The sequence below is a fragment of the Kribbella soli genome, from assembly GCF_004331345.1.
GTDB lineage: Bacteria > Actinomycetota > Actinomycetes > Propionibacteriales > Kribbellaceae > Kribbella > Kribbella soli.
The window spans coordinates 123,017-146,129 of record NZ_SJJZ01000005.1; the positions used below are offsets into that span (position 1 = coordinate 123,017).

Annotated in this window: 21 protein-coding genes and 1 tRNA gene; 16 read left to right on the forward strand and 6 right to left on the reverse strand. The window is 69.3% G+C overall.

Annotation, left to right across the window (positions count from 1 at the left end):
- Positions 1–16: 16 nt before the first annotated feature.
- From E0H45_RS36395 to E0H45_RS36405, 3 genes are read right to left on the reverse strand one after another with little or no spacing between them, the layout of a single operon-like run.
- Entirely contained in the window at positions 17–1,261 is a 1,245-nt protein-coding gene (locus tag E0H45_RS36395; protein ID WP_131346298.1) for an SAM-dependent methyltransferase, read from the reverse strand.
- Positions 1,258–1,977 carry a DUF1365 domain-containing protein gene (locus E0H45_RS36400; RefSeq protein ID WP_238155602.1) on the reverse strand — a complete coding sequence of 240 codons (720 nt, stop codon included), beginning with the start codon at positions 1,975–1,977 and terminating at the stop codon, positions 1,258–1,260. Before E0H45_RS36400 ends, E0H45_RS36395 begins: the two co-directional genes overlap by 4 nt.
- An 11-nt stretch (positions 1,978–1,988) precedes the next feature.
- Entirely contained in the window at positions 1,989–3,245 is a 1,257-nt protein-coding gene (locus tag E0H45_RS36405) for an NAD(P)/FAD-dependent oxidoreductase (RefSeq protein WP_131346302.1), read from the reverse strand.
- A gap of 98 nt (positions 3,246–3,343) precedes the next feature.
- On the opposite strand from E0H45_RS36405, the gene E0H45_RS36410 reads away from it, so the two are divergent.
- From E0H45_RS36410 to E0H45_RS36425, 4 genes are read left to right on the forward strand one after another with little or no spacing between them, the layout of a single operon-like run.
- The gene (locus E0H45_RS36410) at positions 3,344–4,228 is read left to right on the forward strand and encodes a MerR family transcriptional regulator (RefSeq protein ID WP_165546720.1); all 885 of its coding nucleotides are present in this window, start codon (positions 3,344–3,346) and stop codon (positions 4,226–4,228) included.
- Positions 4,225–5,697 (forward strand): SDR family oxidoreductase, encoded by a 1,473-nt coding sequence (locus E0H45_RS36415; RefSeq protein ID WP_131346306.1) that lies wholly within the window; start codon positions 4,225–4,227, stop codon positions 5,695–5,697. Before E0H45_RS36410 ends, E0H45_RS36415 begins: the two co-directional genes overlap by 4 nt.
- The gene (locus E0H45_RS36420) at positions 5,694–6,131 is read left to right on the forward strand and encodes an SRPBCC family protein (RefSeq protein ID WP_131346307.1); all 438 of its coding nucleotides are present in this window, start codon (positions 5,694–5,696) and stop codon (positions 6,129–6,131) included. Before E0H45_RS36415 ends, E0H45_RS36420 begins: the two co-directional genes overlap by 4 nt.
- Positions 6,128–7,057: an SDR family NAD(P)-dependent oxidoreductase gene (locus E0H45_RS36425; protein ID WP_131346309.1), complete on the forward strand. Its 930-nt coding sequence runs from the start codon at positions 6,128–6,130 to the stop codon at positions 7,055–7,057. The genes E0H45_RS36420 and E0H45_RS36425 overlap by 4 nt, the downstream gene beginning before the upstream one ends.
- Here E0H45_RS36425 and E0H45_RS36430 read toward each other — a convergent pair.
- Positions 7,050–8,069 carry an aldo/keto reductase gene (locus E0H45_RS36430; protein WP_131346311.1) on the reverse strand — a complete coding sequence of 340 codons (1,020 nt, stop codon included), beginning with the start codon at positions 8,067–8,069 and terminating at the stop codon, positions 7,050–7,052. The genes E0H45_RS36425 and E0H45_RS36430 overlap by 8 nt on opposite strands.
- 112 nt (positions 8,070–8,181) lie before the next feature.
- Here E0H45_RS36430 and E0H45_RS36435 point away from each other — a divergent pair, with 112 nt between their 5' ends.
- Positions 8,182–9,045 (forward strand): AraC family transcriptional regulator, encoded by an 864-nt coding sequence (locus E0H45_RS36435; RefSeq protein WP_202872694.1) that lies wholly within the window; start codon positions 8,182–8,184, stop codon positions 9,043–9,045.
- A 60-nt stretch (positions 9,046–9,105) separates the two neighbouring features.
- Here the strand turns inward: E0H45_RS36435 and E0H45_RS36440 are convergent.
- Positions 9,106–9,177, reverse strand: a tRNA-Arg gene (locus E0H45_RS36440).
- Positions 9,178–9,320: 143 nt separating this feature from the next.
- Positions 9,321–10,661 (reverse strand): IS607 family element RNA-guided endonuclease TnpB, encoded by a 1,341-nt coding sequence (tnpB, locus tag E0H45_RS36445; protein WP_202872696.1) that lies wholly within the window; start codon positions 10,659–10,661, stop codon positions 9,321–9,323.
- A 429-nt stretch (positions 10,662–11,090) separates the two neighbouring features.
- Between tnpB and E0H45_RS36450 the strand changes: the two genes are divergently transcribed.
- The 11 genes from E0H45_RS36450 to prmC all read left to right on the forward strand — a co-directional run bounded on the left by E0H45_RS36450 (position 11,091) and on the right by prmC (position 23,041).
- A complete protein-coding gene (locus E0H45_RS36450; protein WP_131346313.1) occupies positions 11,091–11,276 on the forward strand; it encodes a PspC domain-containing protein in 186 nt (61 codons plus the stop codon).
- 45 nt (positions 11,277–11,321) lie between these two features.
- Entirely contained in the window at positions 11,322–11,852 is a 531-nt protein-coding gene (locus tag E0H45_RS36455) for a hypothetical protein (RefSeq protein WP_131346315.1), read from the forward strand.
- A gap of 67 nt (positions 11,853–11,919) precedes the next feature.
- Positions 11,920–13,578, forward strand: coding sequence for an arginine--tRNA ligase (gene argS, locus E0H45_RS36460; RefSeq protein WP_131346317.1), 1,659 nt, complete (start codon positions 11,920–11,922; stop codon positions 13,576–13,578).
- On the forward strand, positions 13,575–14,981 hold the full coding sequence (gene lysA, locus E0H45_RS36465) for a diaminopimelate decarboxylase (RefSeq protein ID WP_131346319.1): 1,407 nt from the start codon (positions 13,575–13,577) through the stop codon (positions 14,979–14,981). The genes argS and lysA overlap by 4 nt, the downstream gene beginning before the upstream one ends.
- On the forward strand, positions 14,978–16,273 hold the full coding sequence (locus E0H45_RS36470) for a homoserine dehydrogenase (RefSeq protein WP_131346321.1): 1,296 nt from the start codon (positions 14,978–14,980) through the stop codon (positions 16,271–16,273). The genes lysA and E0H45_RS36470 overlap by 4 nt, the downstream gene beginning before the upstream one ends.
- 3 nt (positions 16,274–16,276) lie before the next feature.
- Positions 16,277–17,341, forward strand: coding sequence for a threonine synthase (gene thrC / locus E0H45_RS36475; protein WP_131346323.1), 1,065 nt, complete (start codon positions 16,277–16,279; stop codon positions 17,339–17,341).
- 44 nt (positions 17,342–17,385) lie between these two features.
- The gene (gene thrB / locus E0H45_RS36480) at positions 17,386–18,276 is read left to right on the forward strand and encodes a homoserine kinase (protein ID WP_337590432.1); all 891 of its coding nucleotides are present in this window, start codon (positions 17,386–17,388) and stop codon (positions 18,274–18,276) included.
- A 325-nt stretch (positions 18,277–18,601) separates the two neighbouring features.
- Entirely contained in the window at positions 18,602–20,734 is a 2,133-nt protein-coding gene (rho, locus tag E0H45_RS36485; RefSeq protein ID WP_202872697.1) for a transcription termination factor Rho, read from the forward strand.
- A gap of 111 nt (positions 20,735–20,845) precedes the next feature.
- Positions 20,846–21,052, forward strand: coding sequence for a 50S ribosomal protein L31 (rpmE, locus tag E0H45_RS36490; protein ID WP_130387310.1), 207 nt, complete (start codon positions 20,846–20,848; stop codon positions 21,050–21,052).
- Between the two features lie 88 nt (positions 21,053–21,140).
- On the forward strand, positions 21,141–22,217 hold the full coding sequence (gene prfA, locus E0H45_RS36495; RefSeq protein ID WP_131346329.1) for a peptide chain release factor 1: 1,077 nt from the start codon (positions 21,141–21,143) through the stop codon (positions 22,215–22,217).
- Positions 22,214–23,041: a peptide chain release factor N(5)-glutamine methyltransferase gene (gene prmC, locus E0H45_RS36500; protein ID WP_131346331.1), complete on the forward strand. Its 828-nt coding sequence runs from the start codon at positions 22,214–22,216 to the stop codon at positions 23,039–23,041. Before prfA ends, prmC begins: the two co-directional genes overlap by 4 nt.
- Positions 23,042–23,113: the final 72 nt, after the last annotated feature.

Below are 23,113 nucleotides of genomic sequence, written 5' to 3' on the forward strand. Positions count from 1 at the left end.
CCCCGGGAAGCACGAGTCAGTGGCGTCGGAGCAGGAGCTGCGCGACGTCGAGGTAGCCGGAGGCGAAGCCGGCTTCGCTGTAGGCCAGGTAGTACTCCCACGCCCGCCGGAACGACTCGTCGAAGCCCTCCGCCCGGACGACGTGCCAGTTGGCGACGAACCGTCGTCGCCACCGGCGGAGCGTCTCGGCGTAGTCCGCACCGAACCTGTGGTCGTCGTCGACCGCCAACGTGGTGTACTGCGCCACGGTCTCGTCGATCGCGGTGCGGGACGGGATCAGACCTCCCGGGAAGATGTACTTCTGGATCCAGCTGTACGAGTTCCGGGTGGCGAGCATCCGGTCGTGGTCCATCAGAATCGCCTGTAGTGCAACCGTTCCGCCCGGCGCGAGCAGCTGGTCCAGGGCTCGGAAGTACTCCGGCCAGTACTCCTCGCCGACCGCCTCGATCATCTCCACGCTGACGACGGCGTCGTACGAGCCGGTCACCATGCGGTAGTCCTGCAGCCGCAGGTCGATCCGGTCGACCAGACCGGCATCAGCAGCGCGTTTCTGCGCCAACTGCAGCTGCTCGGTCGACAACGTGATGCCCGTGACCCGGGCGCCCCGACGAGCAGCGGCAATCGCCAGCGTCCCCCAGCCGATTCCGACTTCGAGCACTCGGCTGCCCGGACCCACGGCCGCCAGGTCCAGGATGCGTTCGACCTTCCTGGACTGAGCCTCCTCGAGCTCCTGTGCGGCCAGCGGTACGTCGTGGTCGAACAGAGCGGAGCTGTACGTCAGGCCAGAGTCCAGGAACGCGCCGAACAGCGCGTTGCTGAGGTCGTAGTGCGCGCGGATGTTCTCCCGGGCGCCTGTCGGTGTGTTGCGCCGGAGACGCGGGATGCGCCGGTCGGCCACCCGCCGGAAGCGCAGGAGGTACTGCGGCACGAGCTGCGCGACACGTGCCGCGAACGGCATCAGCAGGTCGCCCAGGTCGGTGCCGTCGCCAGCAACCCAGTCCCCGGCCATGTACGCCTCGCCGAGACCGATCTTGGGGTTGTGGGCGAGCCGTTCGAACAGGGAGTCCGGCCGGACGATCCGCAGCACCGGTGCGTCCGGCCCTCCGCCACCGCGGACGGTGCCGTCCGGGTAGACCGCTCGTACGGGGACCTGGTCGAGAATCCTGTCGACGATCAGCCGGGTGATCCGGGCGCGGACGCACAACGGGCGCAGGACAGGGTGTCGCAGGCAGAGTGGTTGGGCGATGGTCAGACTGCTCATCGAAGTCCTTTCTGGAGCCGGTGCACCGGGCGTTGCACGACAGGCAGGCGGCGCGCCCACAGCCACACCCCGTTCAGCCGGATCAGCAGGGACACCCGCTGCGGCATCAGTGGCATCCGTACGGCGGCCGCAAGGGTCGCCCGGCGCGTTGCAGGGCGCGGTATGCCGTCGAAGCTCGCTCCGAAGACCGTCTGGCCGTGGTGCGACAGGCTCACCTGGACCCGGATCCGGTCGTGGTCGAGCTCGAAGCTCAGGCGGTACTGGCCGGAGACGTCGTTGAACGGCGAGACGTAGAGCTCCTTCGGGGCCTCGGCAACGCCGCTCGCATCCGGGCGGAGCAGGTAGGCGTGCCGTTCGCCGTACGTGTTGTGCACCTCTGCGACGACGTACGGACTGTCGATGCACCAGAAGACGGTCAGTGGGTCGAAGACGTGGCCCAAGGTGCGGGCGTTGGCCAGCATGAGGACGCGGCCGTCGTACGTGATGCCTTCGCTGGCGAGGTAGCGACGCAGATCGGCCTTGATCGTCGGGCCGTGGCCACCGAGATGGTCGCGGGCGTCGAAGCGCGCCAGCGGGCGCAGGTACCAGGGCTGGCGCGGTACGTCGTCGAGGTCGACCAGCCATTGGTGCACCCGGTACCGGAACGCGTGACGGATCGGAATCCGCCGCCCGTGCCGGACGAAGCCGGTGACGATCGCCGGCAGTGTGGGGAGCACACCGGCGACCGTCACCAGCGGACCCCGAAGGACTCGGCCGCGGCGACGCCGGCGCGACAACCGTCCTCGTGGAATCCCCAGCCGTGATACGCCCCTGCAAACGCGATCCGGCCGGTATTGAGGGCTGTCAGCCTGCTCTGCGCGGCGACTGCCTTCGGGGTGTACACGGGGTGCTGGTAGTCGATCCGCTCGATCACCTTCGCGGGATCGACCGTCGTGGCACCGTTCAGCGTGACCAGATAGGTCTCGTCGGTCTCCAGGCCCTGCAACCTGTTCATCCAGTACGTCGTCAGCGGCGCGCCGGAGCCAATGATGTAGTTCCAGGACGACCGGGCGTTCTTGGTTGCTGGAAGCAACGAGGTGTCGGTGTGCAGCACCGCCGTGTTGCGGCTGTACTCGAACGGGCCGAGCGCTGTCTTCTCCGCGGGCGATGCGTCCGCGAGCAGGTCGAGCGCCTGGTCGGCGTGGGTCGCCAGAACCACCCGGTCGAAGTCCGATACAGAGCCGTCGGGGCCGTCGGCAACGGTCACCGTGACGCCGTCCGGGTGCCGCTGGACCGCTCGGACGGGACGGTGCGTGCGAACCGTGCCGACCCGGTCGGAGAGCGCATCGACGTACTGCCGGGAGCCGCCGGTGACGGTCAGCCATTGCGGTGAGCCGCTGACGGAGAGCATGCCGTGGTGGTCGAGGAACCGGAACAGGTAGCGCGCCGGGTAGGTCAGCGCCGAGCTGCCGCCGCAGGACCAGACACAGGACACCACGGGTACGGCGTACTGGCGGACGAAGGCCGGGCTGAAGCGCTCGGCCTCGAGGAACTCGTCGAGCGTTGTGAGGTCGTCGTCGCCGGTCCGGGCCAGGTAGCCGGCGGCTCGGCGGTGGAAGCGGCGGATCTCGCCGAGCAACCGGAGGAAGCGCGGGTCCACGACCCGGCGGCGCTGTGCGAAGACCCCGGCCGCCCCGCGCCCGCCGGCGAACTCCAGGCCGCTCGCCGGGTCGCTGATGCTCATGCTCATCTCGGTCGGCCGGGTCCGGACACTCAGCTCGGCGAACAGTTTGCGGAGCAGGGGATACGTCCGTGTGTTGTGGACGATGAAACCGGTGTCGATCGCGAGCCGGCGTCCGGCCGGGTCGGTGACGTCATGGGTGTGGGCGTGTCCGCCGAGCCGCGGCTCGGCCTCGAACAGCGTGACGTCGTAGCGGCGGGCGAGCAGGTAGGCGGCGGTCAGGCCGGACACGCCGGCGCCGATCACAGCGACGGACTCGGTCATAACGAGGCTCCAGGCTGTCTGTCTAAGGTTTGTCTAGAGATTAGGCAGATGCCTAGCTCTTGTCAAAGGTCTGTCTAAAGTTTGTATACTGTGTGATCGTGGAGACTTCGGTGCCGGGCGGACTTCGGATCGGTGCGCTGAGCAAGCGCGCGGGGGTCAGCGAACACGTCCTGCGCGCGTGGGAGTCGCGCTACGGCCTCCTGTCGCCGACGCGCTCGTCCGGTGGCTTCCGGCTGTACTCCGACACCGACGTCCGCCGGGTCCAGCGAATGCGCGCGTACCTCGCCGAGGGCCTGTCCGCCGCTGAGGCGGCTCGCGCTGTGCTGGCCGAGCCGGCAGCGGCCGCGCCTCCGGACCCGGTCGTCGTACGGATGGCCGAGGCCAACGGCGCCGCGAGCCTGCGAGCCGCGCTGGACCTGCTCGACGAGCGTGCCGCGCACGTCGTACTGGACCAGCTGTTCGGTGCGCTGACCATCGAGGCCGTGATCCGCGACGTGCTGATGCCGTACCTGTACGAGCTGGGGGACCGGTGGAGCCGCGGTGAGGTGACCGTCGGCCAAGAGCACTTCGCGAGCAACGTGATCCGGTCTCGCCTCGCCGCGCTGTCGCCGGGCTGGGGCGGCGGCCGCGGACCACAGGTCCTGCTGGCCTGTCCGCCCGGTGAGCTGCACGACATCGCCCTGCTGTCGTTCGGCCTGGTACTTCGACGCTCGGGCTGGCGCGTGATCTTCCTTGGCGCCGACTCGCCGACCAGCGACATCCAGCGCACGGCTGACGCGCTCGGAGCCGACCTGGTGATGCTGGCCGCTTCCGACGCGTCCCGCTTCGACGCGATCCGCCCGGAGCTCGTCCGGATCGCGCAGGGCCGACCGGTCGCGCTGGCCGGTCCCGGTGCTTCCGCCGAGCTGGCAGCCGCCGTCGGGGCGCAGTACGTCGACGACGACCCGGTCACCGCCGCAGAGCGATTGGAGGAGCGTCGATGACTCGAGTCCTGGTCACCGGAGCGACCGGCTACATCGGCGGGCGGCTGGTCCCCGAGTTACTGGCGGCGGGGTACGACGTACGCGTGCTGGCCCGGCGTCCACAGCGACTCGACACCCGTCCCTGGCGGTCCCGGATCGAGGTCGTGGAAGGCGACGCGTCCGACCCCGCAGCGCTGGCGAAAGCACTGGACTGCATCGATGTCGCGTACTACCTGATCCACTCGATGGGCTCCGGCCGGCGGTTCGAGGTGCGGGACCGGCGGACCGCGCTCGCCTTCGGTGCGGCGTCCCGCGAGGCCGGCGTCGGACGGATCGTGTACCTCGGCGGCCTCTACCCGGACGGTGAGGAGTTGTCGCCGCACCTCGGTTCCCGGCGCGAGGTGGGAGAGATCCTGCTCGCCAGCGGCGTACCGACGACCGTGCTGCGAGCGGCCGTGATCATCGGCTCCGGCTCGGCATCGTTCGAGATGCTCCGCTACCTGACGGAGCGGCTGCCGGTGATGGTCACACCGCGCTGGCTGGACACGCGGATCCAGCCGATCGCGGTCCGCGACGTACTGCGCTACCTGGTCGGTTCCGCGGGGATGCCGGCCGATGTGAACCGCGGGTTCGACATCGGCGGACCGGACGTGCTGACGTACCGCGCGATGATGCAGCGCTACGCAGCCGTGGCCGGCCTGCGTCCACGCCGGATCGTGACGGTCCCGCTGCTGACCCCCGGCCTCTCGAGTCACTGGGTCGGTCTGGTGACGCCGGTGCCGAGCGGCATCGCGCGACCGCTGGTCGACAGCCTGGTGCACGAGGTCGTCTGCAAGGAGCACGACATCGACCGGTACGTCGAGCCGCGGCCGGCCGGCGGGATCGGGTTCGAGCAGGCCGTCGAGCTCGCGCTGAAGAAGGTGCACGACCTGGACGTGAGTACGTCGTGGGCGTCCGCGTCGACGCCGGGCGCGCCGAGCGACCCGCTGCCGAGCGACCCGGACTGGTCAGGCGGCTCGCTGTACGTCGACGAGCGCGATTGCACCGTCGCCGCACGGCCGGAGTGCCTCTGGAAGGTGATCGAGGGTATCGGCGGTCGACGCGGCTGGTACTCGTGGCGACTCGGCTGGTGGACGCGCGGCCTGCTCGACCGTGTCGTCGGCGGACCAGGCCTGCGCCGTGGCCGGCTGCACCCCGACGTCTTGTCGGTCGGCGATCCGCTCGACTGGTGGCGGGTCGAGACCATCGACCGCGGCCGTCTGCTCCGGCTGCGCGCGGAGATGCGGCTGCCCGGCGAGGCGTGGCTCGAGCTGCGCGTAGGTACCGACGAGGACGGCCGCACGCAGTTCCGGCAGCGCGCGCTGTTCCATCCGCGCGGTCTGCCGGGGGAGTTGTACTGGGCGGCGATCCGCCCGTTCCACGACGTCGTCTTCGGCGGCATGCAGCGCAACATCGCCCACGCCGCCGAACGAGCGGAGGAGAACCGATGATCGTCATCGAACGTGAAGTGTCCGTCGCCGCCACCCCCGAGCACGTCTTCGACTACCTGGCGGACTTCCGCACCACCGAGGAGTGGGATCCCGGCACGATCCGGACCGTCCTGCTGCAGGGCGACGGCGGCGAGGGTACGACGTACCGCAACACGTCTCGCTTCAACGGCCGCGAGACCGAGCTCACGTACGTGGTCGAGGAGTACGCCCGGCCCAGCAAGATCGTCCTGCGGGGTGAGAACCGCGCGATCGTTGCCCGCGACACCATGACGTTCCGCAGCGAGGCCCACATCACCCGGGTCATCTACCGCGCCGAGTTCCAGCTCAAGGGCCTCGCCCGGCTCGCCGAACTGTTCCTCCGCAGGTCCTTCGAACGCCTCGGTGAAGAGGCAGAGGACGCCCTCCGCAACGCCCTGGGCAAGCTGGCCGCATGAGCCCCGCCCTGGACACCCTCCTGGACCGCCTGGTCGTCCCCGGCTACACACGTCTCGGCTACAGCCTCCGCAGCCGCAGTTGGTCGACGGACGATCCGGCACCCAACTGTCTGGCCGGCAAGACCACTGTCGTCACCGGAGCGCGCTCGGGCCTAGGAAAGGCAACCGCCGCGGGCCTCGCACGTCTGGGCGCCACGGTCAGACTCGTGGTCCGCGACGCGGACCGTGCCGCCTCGACGCTCGCCGACCTGCGCCGCGCACACCCCACTGCCGAGTTCGTCGTCGACGAGTGCGATGTCTCCGACCTGGACGCCGTACGCCGCTACGCCGCCGGACTGAGCGGCCCCGTCCACGCCCTGATCCACAACGCCGGCGTCATGCCACCACGCCGTACGCAATCCGCTCAAGGCCACGAACTGACGCTGGCCACCCACGTACTCGGCCCGCTCCTCCTGACCGACCTCCTGCGCGACCATCTGAACGATGGTCGGGTCGTCTTCGTGGCATCCGGCGGCATGTACACGCAGCGGCTCCCTGTCGACGACCCGGAGTTCCGCAACGGCACCTACCGGGGCGCAACGGCGTACGCCCGCAGCAAACGCATCCAGGTCGCGCTGACGCCGGTCCTGGCCGCCGAACTGGCCGCCACCTTCATCGCGACCATGCACCCCGGCTGGTCGCAAACCCCTGGGTTGACCGACTCTCTCCCGCTCTTCACCAACCTCACCCGCCCGCTCCTCCGCACGCCCGCCCAAGGCGCCGACACCACCGTCTGGCTGGCCGCGACCGACCGGACGCTGCCCACGGGCAGCTTCTGGCACGACCGACAGACCCGCCCCACCCATTACCTCCGCCACACCGAGGACTCAGAAGCCGACACGCAGCGCATCTGGGACTATTGCCGCACCGCGGCAGGCATCAGCTGAGTCGCCGGCGCAGATGAGCGTGCGCGATCGCCGGGGGAGTGGTCGCGTAGTTGTCCGCCGCGTCCAGCTCGGTGCCCGGCGGCACGATCTCGTCGATCCGGTCGAGCAGGTCCGAGGACAGCTCGATCCCGGCGCCGGACAGCAGGCTGTCGAGCTGCTCCTGGGTACGGGGGCCGATGATCACCGACGTCACCGCCGGATGCGCGCGGACGAACGCGGTCGCCAGGTGCGGCAACGTCATACCGGCCTCGGCGGCGAGGGCGGCGAGCTTCGCCGCTGCTTCCGCCTTCGCTTGACCGGTCGGGCTCGAGGGGTCGTAGCTGGACGGCCGCAGCGTCGCCCGGTGGCTCGTGGCCAGGCCGGCGCGTCCTGAGAGCCAGCCTCCGTTCAACGGGCTGAACGTGAGCACTCCCAGCCCGTGCCGCTGCACGACCGGGAAGACCGATGCCTCCGGTCGCCGGGTGAAGATCGAGTACATGCACTGCTCGGTCAGGTAGCGGTGCGTGCCGCGACGCTCGGCGGCCCACTGTGCCTCGACGATCGTCTCCGCCGGGAACATCGAGGAGCCGAAGGCCAGGATCTTCCCGGCCTGGACGAGATCCGACAACGCGGACAAGGTCTCGTCCTGATCGGTGTCGTGGTCGGGGCGGTGCAGCTGGTACAGGTCGAGGCGGTCGGTGCCGAGCCGGCGCAGGCTGTTCTCGACGGACCGCACGATCCAGCGCCGGGAGGCCCCGCGCTGGTTCGGGTCCGCGCCCATCGGCATGCCGAACTTGGTCGCCAGGATCACCTCGTCGCGCCGGGTCCTGATCGCCGTACCGACGATCTCCTCGGACTCGCCGCCGGAGTACACGTCGGCGGTGTCGATCAGGTTGATGCCCGCGTCCAGGGCGCTGCCGATGATACGTACGGCGTCCTCGTGGTCGGGGTTGCCCATGGCGCCGAACATCATCGCGCCGAGTGCGAACTCGCTGACGGACATGCCGGTCGCGCCGAGAATGCGTCGTTTCACTGCCGTACTCCGTTCCTCCTGTGGATACCTGCTCTCGATCAGACCAGCCGTCACGGCGGCAGCGTGAGCGCGATCCTGGCGCGGCCTTGCCCGATCCTGTCAACCTGGAGACGTGGATCTGCTCGACGAACTGCGGGCTCTCATCTGCCGGTACGACGCGGGTCGCCGCGAGGAGCACGCCCGGCAGCTGCTGCCGGGCGTCCGGATCAGCCGGTGCGACACGCCGACCGAGCCGACGCCCGGCGTGGCCGAACCGTCGGTGGCGATCGTTGCCTCCGGCCTCAAACGGACCCTGCTGAACGGCGTCCCGTACGAGTACGGCGCCGGGCAGTACCTGGTCGCCTCACTGGATCTGCCGGTGATCGGCCAGGCGGCGAAGGCGAGCCGCGACGAGCCGTTCACGGTCGTCAGCCTGCGGCTCGAGCCGGCCGAGATCGCGCCGCTGCTGCTGGAGACACCGGCGCGTCCGGCGCAGTACGGCGGCCTGGTCGTGAGCGATGCGAGCGACGAGTTGCTGGATCCCGTCGTACGGCTGATGCGGATCGCGGAGCGCCCCGACGACGTCCGCGTGCTGGTGCCGGGCATCCGCCGGGAGATCCTCTGGCGACTCCTCACCGGCGAGCAGGGGGCCCTGGTTCGTCAGATCGGCCTCGCCGACGGCATGCTGGCCAACATCGCCGAGGCGATCCGCTGGATCCGCCGCAACCCGAGCCAGCAGCTCCGCATCGCCGACCTGGCCGACCTGGCCGGCATGAGCCCGTCGACCTTCCACCGCCACTTCCGCGCGGCGACGTCGATGACCCCCATCCAGTTCCAGAAGCAGCTGCGCCTCCAGGAAGCCCGCATCCACCTCAGAACCCGCACCGCCTCCGCCGCCACCATCGCCCACGAACTCGGCTACGCCAGCCCCAGCCAGTTCACCCGCGACTACCAAAGAGCCTTCGGCACCACGCCCGGCGACGACAGAACCCCCTGAAAGCACGACGGGCGATCCAGGTCGACGGTTTCCGTCGACACAGATCGCCCAGATCGTCCGCGCCCCCGGCAGGATTCGAACCTGCGCACCCGCCTCCGGAGGGCGGTGCTCTATCCCCTGAGCTACGGGGGCTCAGGAACGTGCAGAACATTAGCAGGAAGTTCATCGATATCCCGAATTGGGGGCACGCCCGCGTGCTGCAAACCCGTACGTGCGCAAACCGGAGGGTCATCGTGTTCTCGTGCTAGCCGCCGTTGAAGGTGAGTAGTCATTGGCTACACACTCACAGCCTCTGGCAAGGCGGTCCCGGTCTCATGCACTGGGCTGCCGGGTTGACGCTTCATAGCCACCTGCCCGGCAGGCCGGGTCTTCTGGTCGGCTCCGCGTCCGTTCAACGTCTCCGCACCACTCGCGGCGACCACCAGCGCGACAAGGTTCCTCGCCGCGTTCTCGTCACGGTCCATGACCAGACCGCAGGACTCACACCTGTAAACGCGTTCGGACAAGAGGAGCTTGGCTTTCACCACTCCACACCCCGAACACGTCTTGCTCGACGGAAACCACCGGTCAGCCACGACCAGCCGCCCGCCGTTCCACTCGGTCTTGTACGCCAGTTGGCGTCGGATCTCGCCGAAACCCGCGTCCCCGATCCGGCGGGCCAGTCTGCGGTTCTTCAGCATCCCCGCGACGTTCAGGTCTTCCACAACAACGGTCCCGTACTCGTGGGCGACACGAGTTGTCAGCTTGTGCAAGGCGTCGGCTCGCTGGTATGCAATCCGATGATGGACTCGGTTGCGCTGAGCGTTGGCGCGCTTCCACCGGTTCGACGGCACCTGGCCGGTATGGCGATCCGGACCGACGCGGCGCGATACCCGACGCGACAGTTTGCCGAGCTTCCGCAGCGACGCGTCCAGGTACTTGGGGTTCGGTATCGGGGCTAGCGCTCTGCCCGGTTCGGCCAGGACCGCGAGGCTTTTGATGCCCAGGTCCACGCCGGCCACCGCGTCGGGGCGCTTCGGGGTCCGGGCGGGTGTGTGCTGTTCGACGGTGAACGATACGAACCAGCGGCCGCGTTCGAGCCGGATCGTCGCGGCCATGATCCGGACGGTGCCGTCGAGCAGTTCGGATGCCGGTGCCTCGTGCAGCCGTACCCGGCCGATCCGCGGAAGTACGGCGTACCGTTCCTCGCAGCGAATGCCGCCGGTGGTGAACCGGCACGACTTGACCGTCTTGCGCTTGGACTTGAATCGCGGGAACCCCATCACGCGGCCAGCCCGCTTGCCTGTGCGGGAGTCGCGCCAGTTCTTCAGCGCGGTGGCGAGCTGGTTCAGGCCGCTTGCAAACGTCTCCTTTGAATACTCCGCCCACCAGGGCGCGACCGTCACCTTGGCCTGGTTCCAGGTTTTGCGCAGCGAGTACATCGACCACGAGATCGCCGGTGTGAGCATCTCTGCGGGGATGCCGTAGGTGGCTTCGGCCGCCCGCTGGTCCAGCACCGCCTTAACCCGCCCCAGACCCCAGTTGAACGCCTTACGCGCCGCACCACAATGCCCATCCAGGTACCTCGCCTGACGGGGAGTCGGATTCAGCGCGTACTTGTACGCCCGCAGCGTCACGATGGGTCCCCCGACAAGGCGGAGACACCGCGCCACGCCCGATCAGCGGCAACGGTAGGGGCACTGGCGCTGGTAACCCGACGTCGGGCCTCACTGCACTGCGCGGCCGGGACCGCGAACTGGTTGCCGAGCAAGACGGCATCATCTGGCATCTGAACAGTCTCGTCGGCCCCACCGACACAATCAGACGACTACTTGACGACTCAACTGCAACAGTCAGTCAGCCCTCCTCCTACCCGTCGTGATGTCGCCGGGGATCTGTATCGGGATCGACAGCAAGACGTACCGGTTCCAGCGCTGACCCCGTCCATCGTCGTACGGGGGAGCCCTGAGCGGACCCTGGAACACCGCCTGAATGGGATCAGATAGGCCGTGGGCACCGTCATAGTGGACGTAAGCCCAACGGTGGAAAGGAAAACGGTACTCATCATGGCAAGCTCTCTGGTCCGCCCGTCGCACGGTCGCTGGATCGGCGGTGTCTGCGCCGGACTGGCTCGCCGGTTCGGTATCTCCGCCAACACGATGCGCCTGATCTTCGTGATCAGCTGCCTGCTGCCCGGCCCGCAGTTCCTGATCTACATCGCGCTCTGGATCCTGGTCCCGGAAGAGCGCTGACCCCGCCCGCCGGCCGTCGCGGCGCACCTGGCAACCTGACTCTCCATGAGAGCAGGCAGGTGGCGCCGGACGGTCGGTACGGCGGCGGCGCTGCTGCTCGCGGGCAGTGCGGTGGGTGGTTGCCAGGTCGGCCCCGCGCCGCCGGCGGCCGCCGATCTCCGGACCGGCGCACCGCCCTGGGACGCTCCCCGGGACGCGGTCTCGTACATCGACAAGGCCGGGTTCGAACGGCTCCCGCTCGACTTCTCCGGACCCTCGCCGTACACGCTGAACATCGCGGTCACGGTCGACGGCAAGCCGGTGCAGGTCCCGGCCGGGATCGGCATCGACAAGCTCCGCGCCGAGCAGGCCGCCATCCACACGCACACGACCGACGGTCAAGTCTGGGTCGAGGCCAAGACCGCCTCCGAACACCCCACCCTCGCCCAGTTCTTCACCCTCTGGGGCCTCCGGTACGACGCCAACTGCCTCGCGGACGCCTGCACCGCCCTGAAGATCACCGTCGACGGCAAACCCGCCCCCTGGAACACCCCACTCACCCGCAACAGCCACGTCCTCGTCACAGTCCGTCATTGACGGCCGGGCGTACCGGGCTGTGGATGGTGAGTCAAGGGTTTGGGGGACGGGCCATTAGGCTGATCCGGTGACCCCGGAACAGCTCGCTGAGAAGATCCTCCAGGCCCTGGCCGCGCTTGCCGCCGACGGCACCATCACCGTCGAGGGCGGGCTGCCGCGCGAGCTGAAGGTCGAGCGACCCAAGAACCCCGAGCACGGGGACTACGCGACGAACGTCGCCATGCAGCTGGGCAAGCGGGCCGGGATGAACCCGCGCGCGTTCGCCGAGCTGCTCGCCGCCAAGCTGCAGGGCGACGAAGCCATCACCGCGGTGGAGATCGCCGGCCCCGGTTTCATCAACCTCCGGGTCGCGGCCGACGCCCAGGGCAAGGTCGCGCAGGCGATCCTCGACGCGGGCGCGGCGTACGGCAGCAGCGACAGCCTCCAGGGGCGGGCGATCAACGTCGAGTTCATCTCGGCGAACCCGACCGGCCCGCTGCACCTCGGCCACACCCGCTGGGCCGCCGTCGGTGACGCGCTGGCCCGGGTGCTGGCCGCCGCGGGCGCGAGCGTCAGCCGCGAGTTCTACATCAACGACCGCGGCAACCAGATGGACAAGTTCGGCGCCAGCCTGCAGGCCGCCGCGCACGGGCACCAGATCCCGGAGGACGGGTACCACGGCGAGTACATCCTCGACCTGGCGAAGCAGATCGTCGAGGAGGTCCCGGACATCCTGACGCTGCCCGAGGACGAGCAGGTGATCGCCTTCCGCGAGGCCGGGTACGAGCGGCAGCTCAAGGAGCAGCAGGACCAGCTCGAGCATTTCCGGACCAAGTTCGACGTCTGGTTCTCGGAGCGCAGCCTGCACGAGCAGGACGGCGTACCGCACGCGATCCAGAAGCTCCGCGACCAGGGGCATCTGTACGAGGCGGACGACGCGCTCTGGATGCGGACCACGGACTTCACCGACGACAAGGACCGCGTCCTGATCCGCTCGAACGGCGAGCCGACGTACTTCGCCTCCGACGCGGCGTACTACGTGAACAAGCGCGAGCGTGGTTTCGAGACGTGTATCTACATGCTCGGCGCCGACCACCACGGGTACGTGAACCGGCTGAAGGCGATCGCGGCCTGCGCCGGCGACGACCCCGAGCACAACATCGAGGTCCTGATCGGCCAGCTGGTGAAGATCCTCAAGGGTGGCGAGGAGATGAAGCTGTCCAAGCGGGCCGGCACCATCGTCACGCTCGCCGAGCTGGTCGAGGAGGGCGGCGTCGACGCGCTGCGGTACACGCTGTGCCGCTACCCGACCGACTCCCCGCTGACCCTGGACATCGAGGAGATGACCCGGCAGGCCAGCGAGAACCCGGTGTACTACGTGCAGTACGCGCACGCCCGGCTCGCCTCGATCCTGCGGAACGCCGACGAGCTCGGCATCAAGCTCGACGAGTTCGACCCGGGCCTGCTCAGCCACGAGCGCGAGGGCGACCTGCTCCGCGCGCTGGCCGAGTTCCCGCGGGTCGTCGCCACCGCCGCGGAGCTGCGTGAGCCGCACCGCATCGCGCGGTACCTCGAGGACACCGCGTCCGCATTCCACAAGTTCTACGACAGCTGCCGCGTGCTGCCGCGCGGCGACGAGGAGGTGGAGCCGGTGCACAAGGCTCGCCTGACCCTGGTTTCCGCGACCCGGACCGTGCTCGCCAACGGGCTCGACCTGCTCGGCGTCTCCGCACCGGAGCGGATGTGAGGGCGCACGAGGCGGGCGCGCTGCACGCCGACATCGGCCACAAGGCTCCGCAGTGGCTGCGCGCCCCGCGTGACCCCAACGACCTGGTCACCGCGCTCTGGTCGCACACGGCCAAGAAGAACGGTGAAGGCGCCCTCGAGGTCGGCGGCGTCGACGTCCGGGACCTGGTCGCCGAGCACGGCAGCCCCGCGTACGTGCTGGACGAGGACGACTTCCGCGCCCGGGCCCGCGCGTTCAAGCACGCCTTCAAGGACTTCGACGTCTACTACGCCGGCAAGGCGTTCCTGTGTACGACGGTCGTCCGCTGGGTGATGGAAGAGGGCCTGAATCTCGACATCTGCAGCGGGGGAGAGCTGGCGGTCGCGCTCCGGGCCGGCGCCGATCCCAAGCGGTTGGGGTTCCACGGCAACAACAAGTCCGTGTCCGAACTGGCCCGAGCCTTGGACGCCGGTGTCGGGCGGATCATCGTCGACTCGCAGTACGAGATCTCCCGGCTGATCGAGCTCGCGGGCGAACGTGACGTCGTGGCGCCGGTGATGATCCGGGTCACCGCGGGCGTCGAGGCGCACACCCACGAGTACATCGCGACCGCGCACGAGGACCAGAAGTTCGGGTTCTCGATCACCTCCGGCGCCGCCTTCGAAGCCGTTGCCCGGGTCAACGAAGCGCCGGAGCTGGAGCTGCTCGGCCTGCACTCGCACATCGGCTCGCAGATCTTCGACTCGTCCGGTTTCGAGGTGGCCGCGAAGCGCGTGATCGCCTTGCACGCAAGGGTTTCCGAGGAGCTCGGCGTCGACATGCCCGACCTCGACCTGGGCGGCGGTTTCGGGATTGCTTACACCACGCAGGACGACCCGTCCGACCCGGCGCAGCTGGCCACCGAGATGGGCAAGATCGTCGAGCACGAGTGCCGCGCCTTCGGGGTCGAGGTGCCGAAGGTGTCGATCGAGCCCGGCCGCGCGATCGTCGGCCCGGCGATGTGCACGGTGTACTCGGTCGGCACGGTCAAGGAGGTCGAGCTGGACGCCGGCGCCTCCCGGACGTACGTGTCCGTCGACGGCGGCATGAGCGACAACATCCGCACCGCGCTGTACGACGCCGACTACTCCTGCACGCTCGCCAACCGGTACTCCGACACCGTGCCGACGCTCGCGCGCGTGGTCGGCAAGCACTGTGAGTCCGGCGACATCGTCGTGAAGGACGAGTTCCTGCCCTCCGACGTCCAGCCGGGCGATCTGGTCGCCGTCCCCGGCACCGGCGCGTACTGCCGGTCGATGGCGAGCAACTACAACCACGTACCGCGGCCACCGGTGATCGCGGTCAAGGACGGCCACATGCGCGTCGTCGTACGCCGTGAGACCGAAGACGACCTGCTTCTCCTCGACATGGGGGCCGCCGAATGAACGACGACAAACCTCTCAAGGTAGGCCTGCTCGGTTGCGGAGTGGTCGGCACCGAAGTGGTGCGGATCCTGACCGAGCAGGCGGACCATCTCGCGGCCCGCGTCGGCGCCCCGCTGGAGATCGCGGGCATCGCCGTACGACGTCCCGGCCGCGCGCGCGACATCGCCGTCGACCCGGACCTGATCACCACCGACGCCCAGGCGCTGGTGTCCCGCGGCGACCTGGACCTGGTGATCGAGGTGATCGGCGGTCTCGAGCCCGCCCGCAGCCTGATCCTGACCGCGCTCGAGCACGGCGCCTCGGTCGTCACGGCGAACAAGGCGCTGCTCGCCGAGGACGGCCCGACGCTGTTCGCCGCCGCGGAGAAGTACCAGCGCGACCTGTACTTCGAGGCCGCCGTCGCCGGGGCGATCCCGATCCTGCGGCCGCTGCGCGAGTCGCTCGCCGGTGACGACGTGACCCGGGTGATGGGCATCGTCAACGGCACCACGAACTTCATCCTCGACAAGATGGACAGCACCGGCGCCGGTTTCGACGAGGCGCTCGAGGAGGCCCAGGCGCTCGGGTACGCCGAGGCCGACCCGACCGCCGACATCGAGGGCTTCGACGCCGCGGCGAAGGCCGCGCTGCTGGCCAGCCTGGCGTTCCACACCCGCGTCTCGATCGCCGACGTGCACCGCGAGGGCATCACCGAGGTGACCGCGACCGACATCGCCTCGGCCCGCGAGATGGGCTGCGTCGTGAAGTCGCTGGCGATCTGCGAGCTGGACGAGGCGACCGACTCGGTCAGCGCCCGGGTGTACCCGGCGATGATCCCGGTCACCCACCCGCTGGCCAGTGTTCGCGACGCGTACAACGCGGTTTTCGTGGAGAGTAAGGCAGCTGGACGGCTGATGTTCTATGGTCGTGGTGCCGGCGGCGCCCCGACGGCCAGTGCAGTCCTCGGGGATCTGGTGTCCGCCGCGCGCAACCGGCTCAAGGGTGTGCCGGGGGTCGGCGAGTCGTCGTACACCCAGCGGGCCGTGCGGCCGATGGGCGACGCGATGACCCGCTACCACGTGTCGCTGGACGTGGCCGACAAGGCCGGTGTGCTGGCGGCGGTGGCCCATGCCTTCTCGGAGCACGACGTGTCGATCCAGACCGTCCGCCAGGAGGGCCGGGGCAGTGACGCGCAGCTGGTGGTGGTCACCCACACCGCGACCGACGCCGCGTTGTCCGCGACCGTGGAGTCCTTGCGGGACATGGACATCGTCCGTGAAGTGAGCAGTGTGATGCGGGTAGAAGGCGAGTAAGAAATGGTGCACCAGTGGCGTGGCGTGATCGAGGAATACCGTGACCGGCTGCCGGTCTCGACCGATACCCCGGTCGTCACGCTCGGCGAGGGCGGGACGCCGCTGGTGGCCGCGCAGTGGCTGAGCGAGCAGACCGGCTGCGAGGTCTGGCTCAAGGTCGAGGGCAACAACCCGACCGGTTCGTTCAAGGACCGCGGGATGACGGTGGCGATCTCGCTGGCCGCGCAGGCCGGCGACAAGGCGGTCGTCTGCGCCTCCACCGGCAACACGTCGGCGTCGGCCGCGGCGTACGCCGTCCGCGCCGGGATGCTGCCGCTGGTGGTGATCCCGGCCGGCCGGATCGCGAAGGGCAAGCTGGCCCAGGCGGTCGTGCACGGCGCGAAACTGGTGCAGATCGACGGCGGGTTCGACGACTGCCTGCGGATCGTCCGCGAGCTCGGCAAGAACTATCCGGTCGCTCTGGTGAACTCGGTCAACCCGGTCCGCCTGGAAGGGCAGAAGACCGCGTCCTTCGAGGTCTGCGACGCGCTCGGCGACGCACCGGACCTGCACCTGCTGCCGGTCGGCAACGCGGGCAACATCGCGGCCTACTGGAAGGGGTACCAGGAGTACGCCAAGGACAAGCTCGCCACCCGGACGCCGAAGATGTGGGGTTTCCAGGCGGAGGGGGCGGCGCCGATCGTGCGCGGCTCGATCGTGGAGAAGCCGGAGACCGCCGCGACCGCGATCCGGGTCGGGAACCCGGCGTCCTGGACGCTGGCCGAGGCCGCACGAGACGAGTCCGGCGGCCGGATCGAGCTCGTCACCGACGAGCAGATCCTGACCGCGCAGCGTGAACTCGCCGCCCGCGAAGGTGTGTTCGTGGAGCCGGCCTCGGCGGCCGGCGTCGCCGGGCTGCTGCACGCCAAGGCGCAGGGCTGGTTGCCGGGCGGTTCGACGGTCGTGATCACCGTCACGGGCCACGGCCTGAAGGACATCGACACCGCGCTCGGCCATGCGACCTTCGAGGAGCCGCCGGTCACACCCGCGGACACCGACGCCGTTGCCCGCATCGCCGGCCTCGCCTGATAGCCATGGGCGACCACAAGCCGTGTGATCAGGTACGGGTTCGGGTGCCTGCCACCAGTGCGAACCTCGGTCCTGGGTTCGACGCGTTCGGGCTCGCGCTGACCTTGTACGACGACCTTGTCGTCACCCCGTGCGGCTCCGGGGTGACCGTCGAGGTGACCGGGTGCGGCGAAGGCGAAGTACCGCTGGACGAGTCGCATCTCGTGGTGCGGTCGATCCGGGCCGGGCTCGAGGCGCTGGGTGCTCCGGTGCCCGGATTCACCTTGCGGTGCGAGAACCGGATCCCGCACGGTCGCGGTCTGGGGTCGTCGTCGGCAGCGATCGTCGGCGGGCTCGCAGCAGCGTTCGCGCTGGCCGGCGAACCGGTCGATCGCGAGCGACTCGTCGTACTGGCGAACGAGCTCGAAGGGCACCCCGACAACGTTGCAGCGGCTGCCCTCGGTGGGCTCACGATCGCTTGGACGGAAGGCGAAACTGGCCGCGCGGTTCGTCTGGAACCGGCGGCCGGAACGGCTGTAGTTGCTTACGTACCGGACAATCGTGTGCTGACCAAGGAGGCGCGCGGACTGCTGCCGAGCGTTGTTCCCCACACTGACGCGGCGGCCAATGCGGGGAAGGCTGCACTTCTCGTCGCGGCGGTGACCGGGCGGCCGGAGTTGCTGCTCACCGCGACCGAGGACCGGCTGCACCAGGAGTACCGCGAGCCGGCCATGCCGGAGAGTCTCGCGCTGGTGCACAAACTGCGGGGCAGCGGGCACGCGGCGATCGTCAGCGGTGCCGGTCCGACGGTCGCCGTACTCGGCGGTCATGAGGGAAAGAGCGCAGGTCAGGACCTGTTTTTCCGCAGTACGCCGGATGCGCCGGACGGCTGGACGAAGTACGAGCTGGAGATCGATCCAGTCGGCGTACAGGTCTGGTCGATGGAAGCCGGCTGATCCGGGAATGCCGGGCTGCTGACACGCGTTGTAGGGCTCGAGTCGGCAGAAGGACCTGTAGTGGTGCTAGTCTCGACTCACCCGATCCCCTCCAGGTGATCGGTGTGCTCTCGTCACGATCCGGGCTGTGCTCCCGGCACCCTGTGTTGTGTGGCGACCCTCCTGTGGATGTGACCTTGCGCCGCCTGCGTCGGAGATGTCCGGGGGGACTCAGATCGAACGAGAGACTCTTGTACACCACGTGCCCGTTGTGCGGCCGTGGGTGGAATGAAATTGGTCGATGAGCCGTGTCGGACATCGACGATCCGTGTGGGAAGGACCTCACGTGACAGAAACTGTTGAAGCCTCTAGCGGAGCTGACGCTGCGGCTACCACCGCGACGCGTCGCCGGAAAGCCGGAGGCGGCCTCGAGGGCATGCTGCTCCCCGAGCTCAAGCAGCTCGCCGGGACGCTCGGCATCAAGGGCACCGGCGCACTGCGCAAGGGCCAGCTGATCGAGGCGATCAAGGCCGCCCAGACCGGCGGGTCCGCCGGTTCTTCTGCGGGCGGCTCTACCAGCGGCTCGAAGGCGAAGGCAGCGCAATCGACGCAGCCGACCCTGGACGAGGCCGCAGAGGCGCCGGCGGCGAAGACCGCGGCGCCCGCGAAGCGCGAGGGCGGCAGCCGCCGGACCCGCGCCGCCGCACAGAAGGACGCGACACCCGACGCCGCGCCGAACGGCGCCGCTCCCGAGGCCGCCGTCGAAGCGCCGGCCGCAAAGGTCGCACAGCCGGAGACGGCTGCTCAGAGCAGCGTTCAGAACGGCGCCGCCGAGCGGGTGGACACCCGCACCGAGGAGCGCGCCGAGGACCGCGGTGAGAACCAGAGCCGCAGCCGCGAGCGGAACCGCGACAACAACCGCGAGCAGGCCCGGGACACCAACCGGGACAGCCGCGACGGCAACCAGAGCCGCGACCGCAACCGCGACGGCAGCCAGAACCGGGACACCAACCGGGACAGCCAGCGCGACGGCAACCGGGACGGCCAGCGCGACAGCAACCGCGACGGCAACCGGGACAACCGCGGTGACAACCCGCGGAACCGGCAGGACCGTCAGGATCGCCAGGACCGGCAGGACCAGAGCGACCGGGGCGAGGAAGGCGAGGGCCGTCGTCGGCGCCGCCGGGGTCGCGACCGGGAACGCACCCGCGACGGCCAGCCCACCGGGGGCCGTGACAGCGGCCGGGACAGCGGTCGCGACACCACCCGCACCCGCGGCCGCGGCGAGCGGTACGACACCGAGCCGACGATCAGCGAGGACGACGTACTCGTCCCGGCCGCCGGCATCCTCGACGTACTCGACAACTACGCGTTCGTCCGGACCAGCGGCTACCTGCCCGGCCCGAACGACGTGTACGTCGCGCTCTCGATGGTGAAGCGCTACGGCCTGCGCAAGGGTGACGCGATCACCGGTGCGGTGAAGCAGCCGCAGGAGGGTGAGCGCAAGGAGAAGTTCAACCCGCTGGTCCGGATCGACACCGTGAACGGTGCGGACCCGGAGATCGCCAAGCAGCGGCAGGACTTCAACAAGCTCACCCCGCTGTACGCGACCGAGCGGCTCCGCCTGGAGACCGAGCCGGGCGTGCTGACCACCCGGATCGTCGACATCGTCAGCCCGATCGGCAAGGGCCAGCGCGGCCTGATCGTCTCGCCGCCGAAGGCCGGTAAGACGATGGTGCTGCAGGCGCTCGCGAACGCGATCACCACGAACAACCCCGAAGTACACCTGATGGTGGTGCTGGTGGACGAGCGGCCCGAAGAGGTCACCGACATGCAGCGCACGGTCAAGGGTGAGGTCATCGCCTCGACCTTCGACCGTCCGGCCGACGACCACACCACGGTCGCGGAGCTGGCGATCGAGCGCGCGAAGCGGCTGGTGGAGCTCGGCCATGACGTCGTCGTCCTGCTGGACTCGATCACCCGGCTGGGTCGCGCGTACAACATCGCGGCGCCGGCCAGCGGCCGGATCCTGTCCGGTGGTGTCGACTCGTCCGCGCTGTACCCGCCGAAGCGGTTCTTCGGTGCGGCCCGCAACATCGAGGACGGCGGCTCGCTGACCATCCTCGCGACCGCGCTGATCGAGACCGGCTCGAAGATGGACGAGGTGATCTTCGAGGAGTTCAAGGGCACCGGCAACATGGAGCTCCGGCTGCGCCGCGAGTTCGCCGACCGGCGGATCTTCCCGGCCATCGACGTGGTCGCCTCCGGCACCCGCCGCGAGGAGCTGCTGATGTCCAAGGACGAGACCCAGGTGGTCTGGAAGCTGCGCCGGGTGCTGTCCGCACTCGACGGGCAGGCCGCGCTGGAGCTCCTGATCGGCAAGCTCAAGGAGAGCAAGTCGAACATCGAGTTCCTGCTCCAGGTCAACAAGACCACCCCGTCGACCGGCACCAGCCACAGCACCACCAACGGCGACTGATCCACCTCGATTACCGGTTTGCCGCCCTCGGGTGGCAAACTGGTACGTCGGTTCCGGTTCACGCTCGCACCGTGCGGGCGACCCGGGGCACCTGAAACCTAGGAGACTGTCTTGAAGAGCGACATCCACCCGACGTACGTCGACACCACGGTGACCTGTACCTGTGGCGCAACGTTCACGACGCGCTCGACCGCGGAGAACGGCGTGATCCACGCCGACGTGTGCTCGCAGTGCCACCCCTTCTACACCGGCAAGCAGAAGATTCTCGACACCGGTGGCCGGGTGGCCCGCTTCGAGAAGCGGTACGCCAAGAAGTAGCTTCCACACCGCGCGCCGGTCTCGCCTGTCATGGGCGGACCGGCGCGCGGTTTGTATGTCAGCAGGTTCCCGAGAGGAGGAGTGCGGCATGTTCGAGGCAGTCGAGACACTGAAGGCGGAGTACGCCGAGCTGGAGCGGCAGATGTCGGAGCCGGAGCTGCACTCCGACCAGGCCAACGCCCGCCGGGTCGGCAAGCGGTACGCCGCGCTGGCGCCGGTGGTCCGTACGTACGACGAGTGGTTGCAGACCGGGGACGACATCGAGGCAGCGCGCGAGCTGGCCCACGAGGACCCCGCGTTCGCCGAGGAGGCGACCCGGCTGGTCGCGCGGCGCGAGGAGCTCGCCGAGCGGCTGCAGACGCTGCTCGTCCCGCGGGACCCCAACGACGACAAGGACGCGATCCTCGAGATCAAGGCGGGTGAGGGCGGCGACGAGTCCGCGCTGTTCGCCGGCGACCTGCTGAAGATGTACCTGAAGTACGCCGAGTCGCAGAACTGGAAGACCGAGGTGCTCGACTCGGCCGAGTCCGACCTCGGCGGGTACAAGTCGATCACGGTCGCGGTGAAGGCGAAAGGTACGCCGGAGCCGGGCGAAGCGCCGTACGCGAAGCTGAAGTTCGAAGGCGGCGTGCACCGGGTCCAGCGGGTGCCGGTGACCGAGTCGCAAGGGCGGATCCACACGTCCGCGGCCGGCGTACTGGTGCTGCCGGAGGCCGAGGACGTCGACGTCGAGATCGACCAGAACGACCTGCGGATCGACGTGTTCCGGTCGTCCGGTCCGGGCGGGCAAAGCGTGAACACGACCGACTCCGCGGTCCGGATCACCCACCTGCCGACCGGCATCGTGGTCTCGATGCAGAACGAGAAGTCCCAGCTGCAGAACCGTGAGCAGGCGATGCGGGTCCTGCGCGCCCGCCTGCTGGCCGCGGCGCAGGAGGCGGCCGACCAGGAGGCGTCGGACGCCCGGCGGTCGCAGATCCGGACCGTCGACCGTTCGGAGCGGGTCCGTACCTACAACTTCCCGGAGAACCGCTTCTCCGACCATCGCGTCGGCTACAAGGCGCACAACCTCGACCAGGTCCTCGGCGGCGAACTGGCGCCGGTGATCCAGGCCCTGACGGAGGCCGACCTGGCCGCCCGGCTCGAGGCCGTCGATTCGCAGTGAGCACCAAAGCTCTGGTCTCCGACGCGGCGGCGCGGCTGCGGGAGGCGGGGGTTGCCTCGCCCGAGTTCGACGCCGCGGAACTGCTCGCCTTCGTCACCGGTACCAGCCGGCTGAACCTCCGTGAACCGACGCCTGACCAGCAGGTTCAGTACGACGCCTTGATCACGCGACGGGCCGCACGGGAGCCGTTGCAGCACCTGACGGGTACGGCGGCGTTCCGGTATCGGGAGTTGGCGATCGGGCCCGGGGCGTTCGTGCCGCGACCGGAGACCGAGGTGATGGTCGGCTGGATCCTCGAGCGGATCGCCGGGCTGAAAGATCCGTTGGTGGTCGACCTGTGCAGTGGGTCCGGGGCGATCGCGGGCGCGGTCGCGACCGAGCGTCCGGACAGCACGGTGCATGCTGTCGAGCTCTCATCGGACGCGGTCGTCTGGGCTCGCCGCAATCTCGAGGGAACGGGCGCGATCCTGCACGAGGGGGACATCGACGGGTGCCTGCCGGAGCTCGACGGTCAGGTGGACGCGGTGATCTCCAACCCGCCGTACATCCCGTTGACCGCTTGGGAATCCGTGACGGCCGAGGTCCGCGACCACGACCCGGCGCTGGCGCTCTGGTCCGGTGACGACGGCCTCGACGAGATCAAGGTGGTCGCCGCGACAGCAGGCCGGTTGCTGAAGCCGGGCGGCTGGTTCGCCTGCGAACACGCGGACGTCCAGGGCGAGTCAGCCCCCGCCGTCTTCGCCGCCACCGGCCTCTTCACCGAAGTCCGCGACCAATCAGACCTAGCCGCCCGCCCCCGCTTCGCCACCGGCCGCCGGATCTGAATCGGCATCTCGACAGGAGGCGTCGGGTGCCGACGGCACCCGCCGCGCCGAGTGCGATGAGAGCCCCTCGCA

Coding starts and splice junctions, on each gene's coding strand:
- E0H45_RS36395 (WP_131346298.1), bottom strand. CDS start 1,261: ATGAGCAGTCTGACCATCGCCCAACCACTCTGCCTGCGACACCCTGTC.
- E0H45_RS36405 (WP_131346302.1), bottom strand. CDS start 3,245: ATGACCGAGTCCGTCGCTGTGATCGGCGCCGGCGTGTCCGGCCTGACC.
- E0H45_RS36450 (WP_131346313.1), top strand. CDS start 11,091: ATGGCAAGCTCTCTGGTCCGCCCGTCGCACGGTCGCTGGATCGGCGGT.
- E0H45_RS36455 (WP_131346315.1), top strand. CDS start 11,322: ATGAGAGCAGGCAGGTGGCGCCGGACGGTCGGTACGGCGGCGGCGCTG.
- E0H45_RS36425 (WP_131346309.1), top strand. CDS start 6,128: ATGAGCCCCGCCCTGGACACCCTCCTGGACCGCCTGGTCGTCCCCGGC.
- E0H45_RS36420 (WP_131346307.1), top strand. CDS start 5,694: ATGATCGTCATCGAACGTGAAGTGTCCGTCGCCGCCACCCCCGAGCAC.
- E0H45_RS36415 (WP_131346306.1), top strand. CDS start 4,225: ATGACTCGAGTCCTGGTCACCGGAGCGACCGGCTACATCGGCGGGCGG.
- thrC (WP_131346323.1), top strand. CDS start 16,277: ATGGTGCACCAGTGGCGTGGCGTGATCGAGGAATACCGTGACCGGCTG.
- E0H45_RS36470 (WP_131346321.1), top strand. CDS start 14,978: ATGAACGACGACAAACCTCTCAAGGTAGGCCTGCTCGGTTGCGGAGTG.
- prfA (WP_131346329.1), top strand. CDS start 21,141: ATGTTCGAGGCAGTCGAGACACTGAAGGCGGAGTACGCCGAGCTGGAG.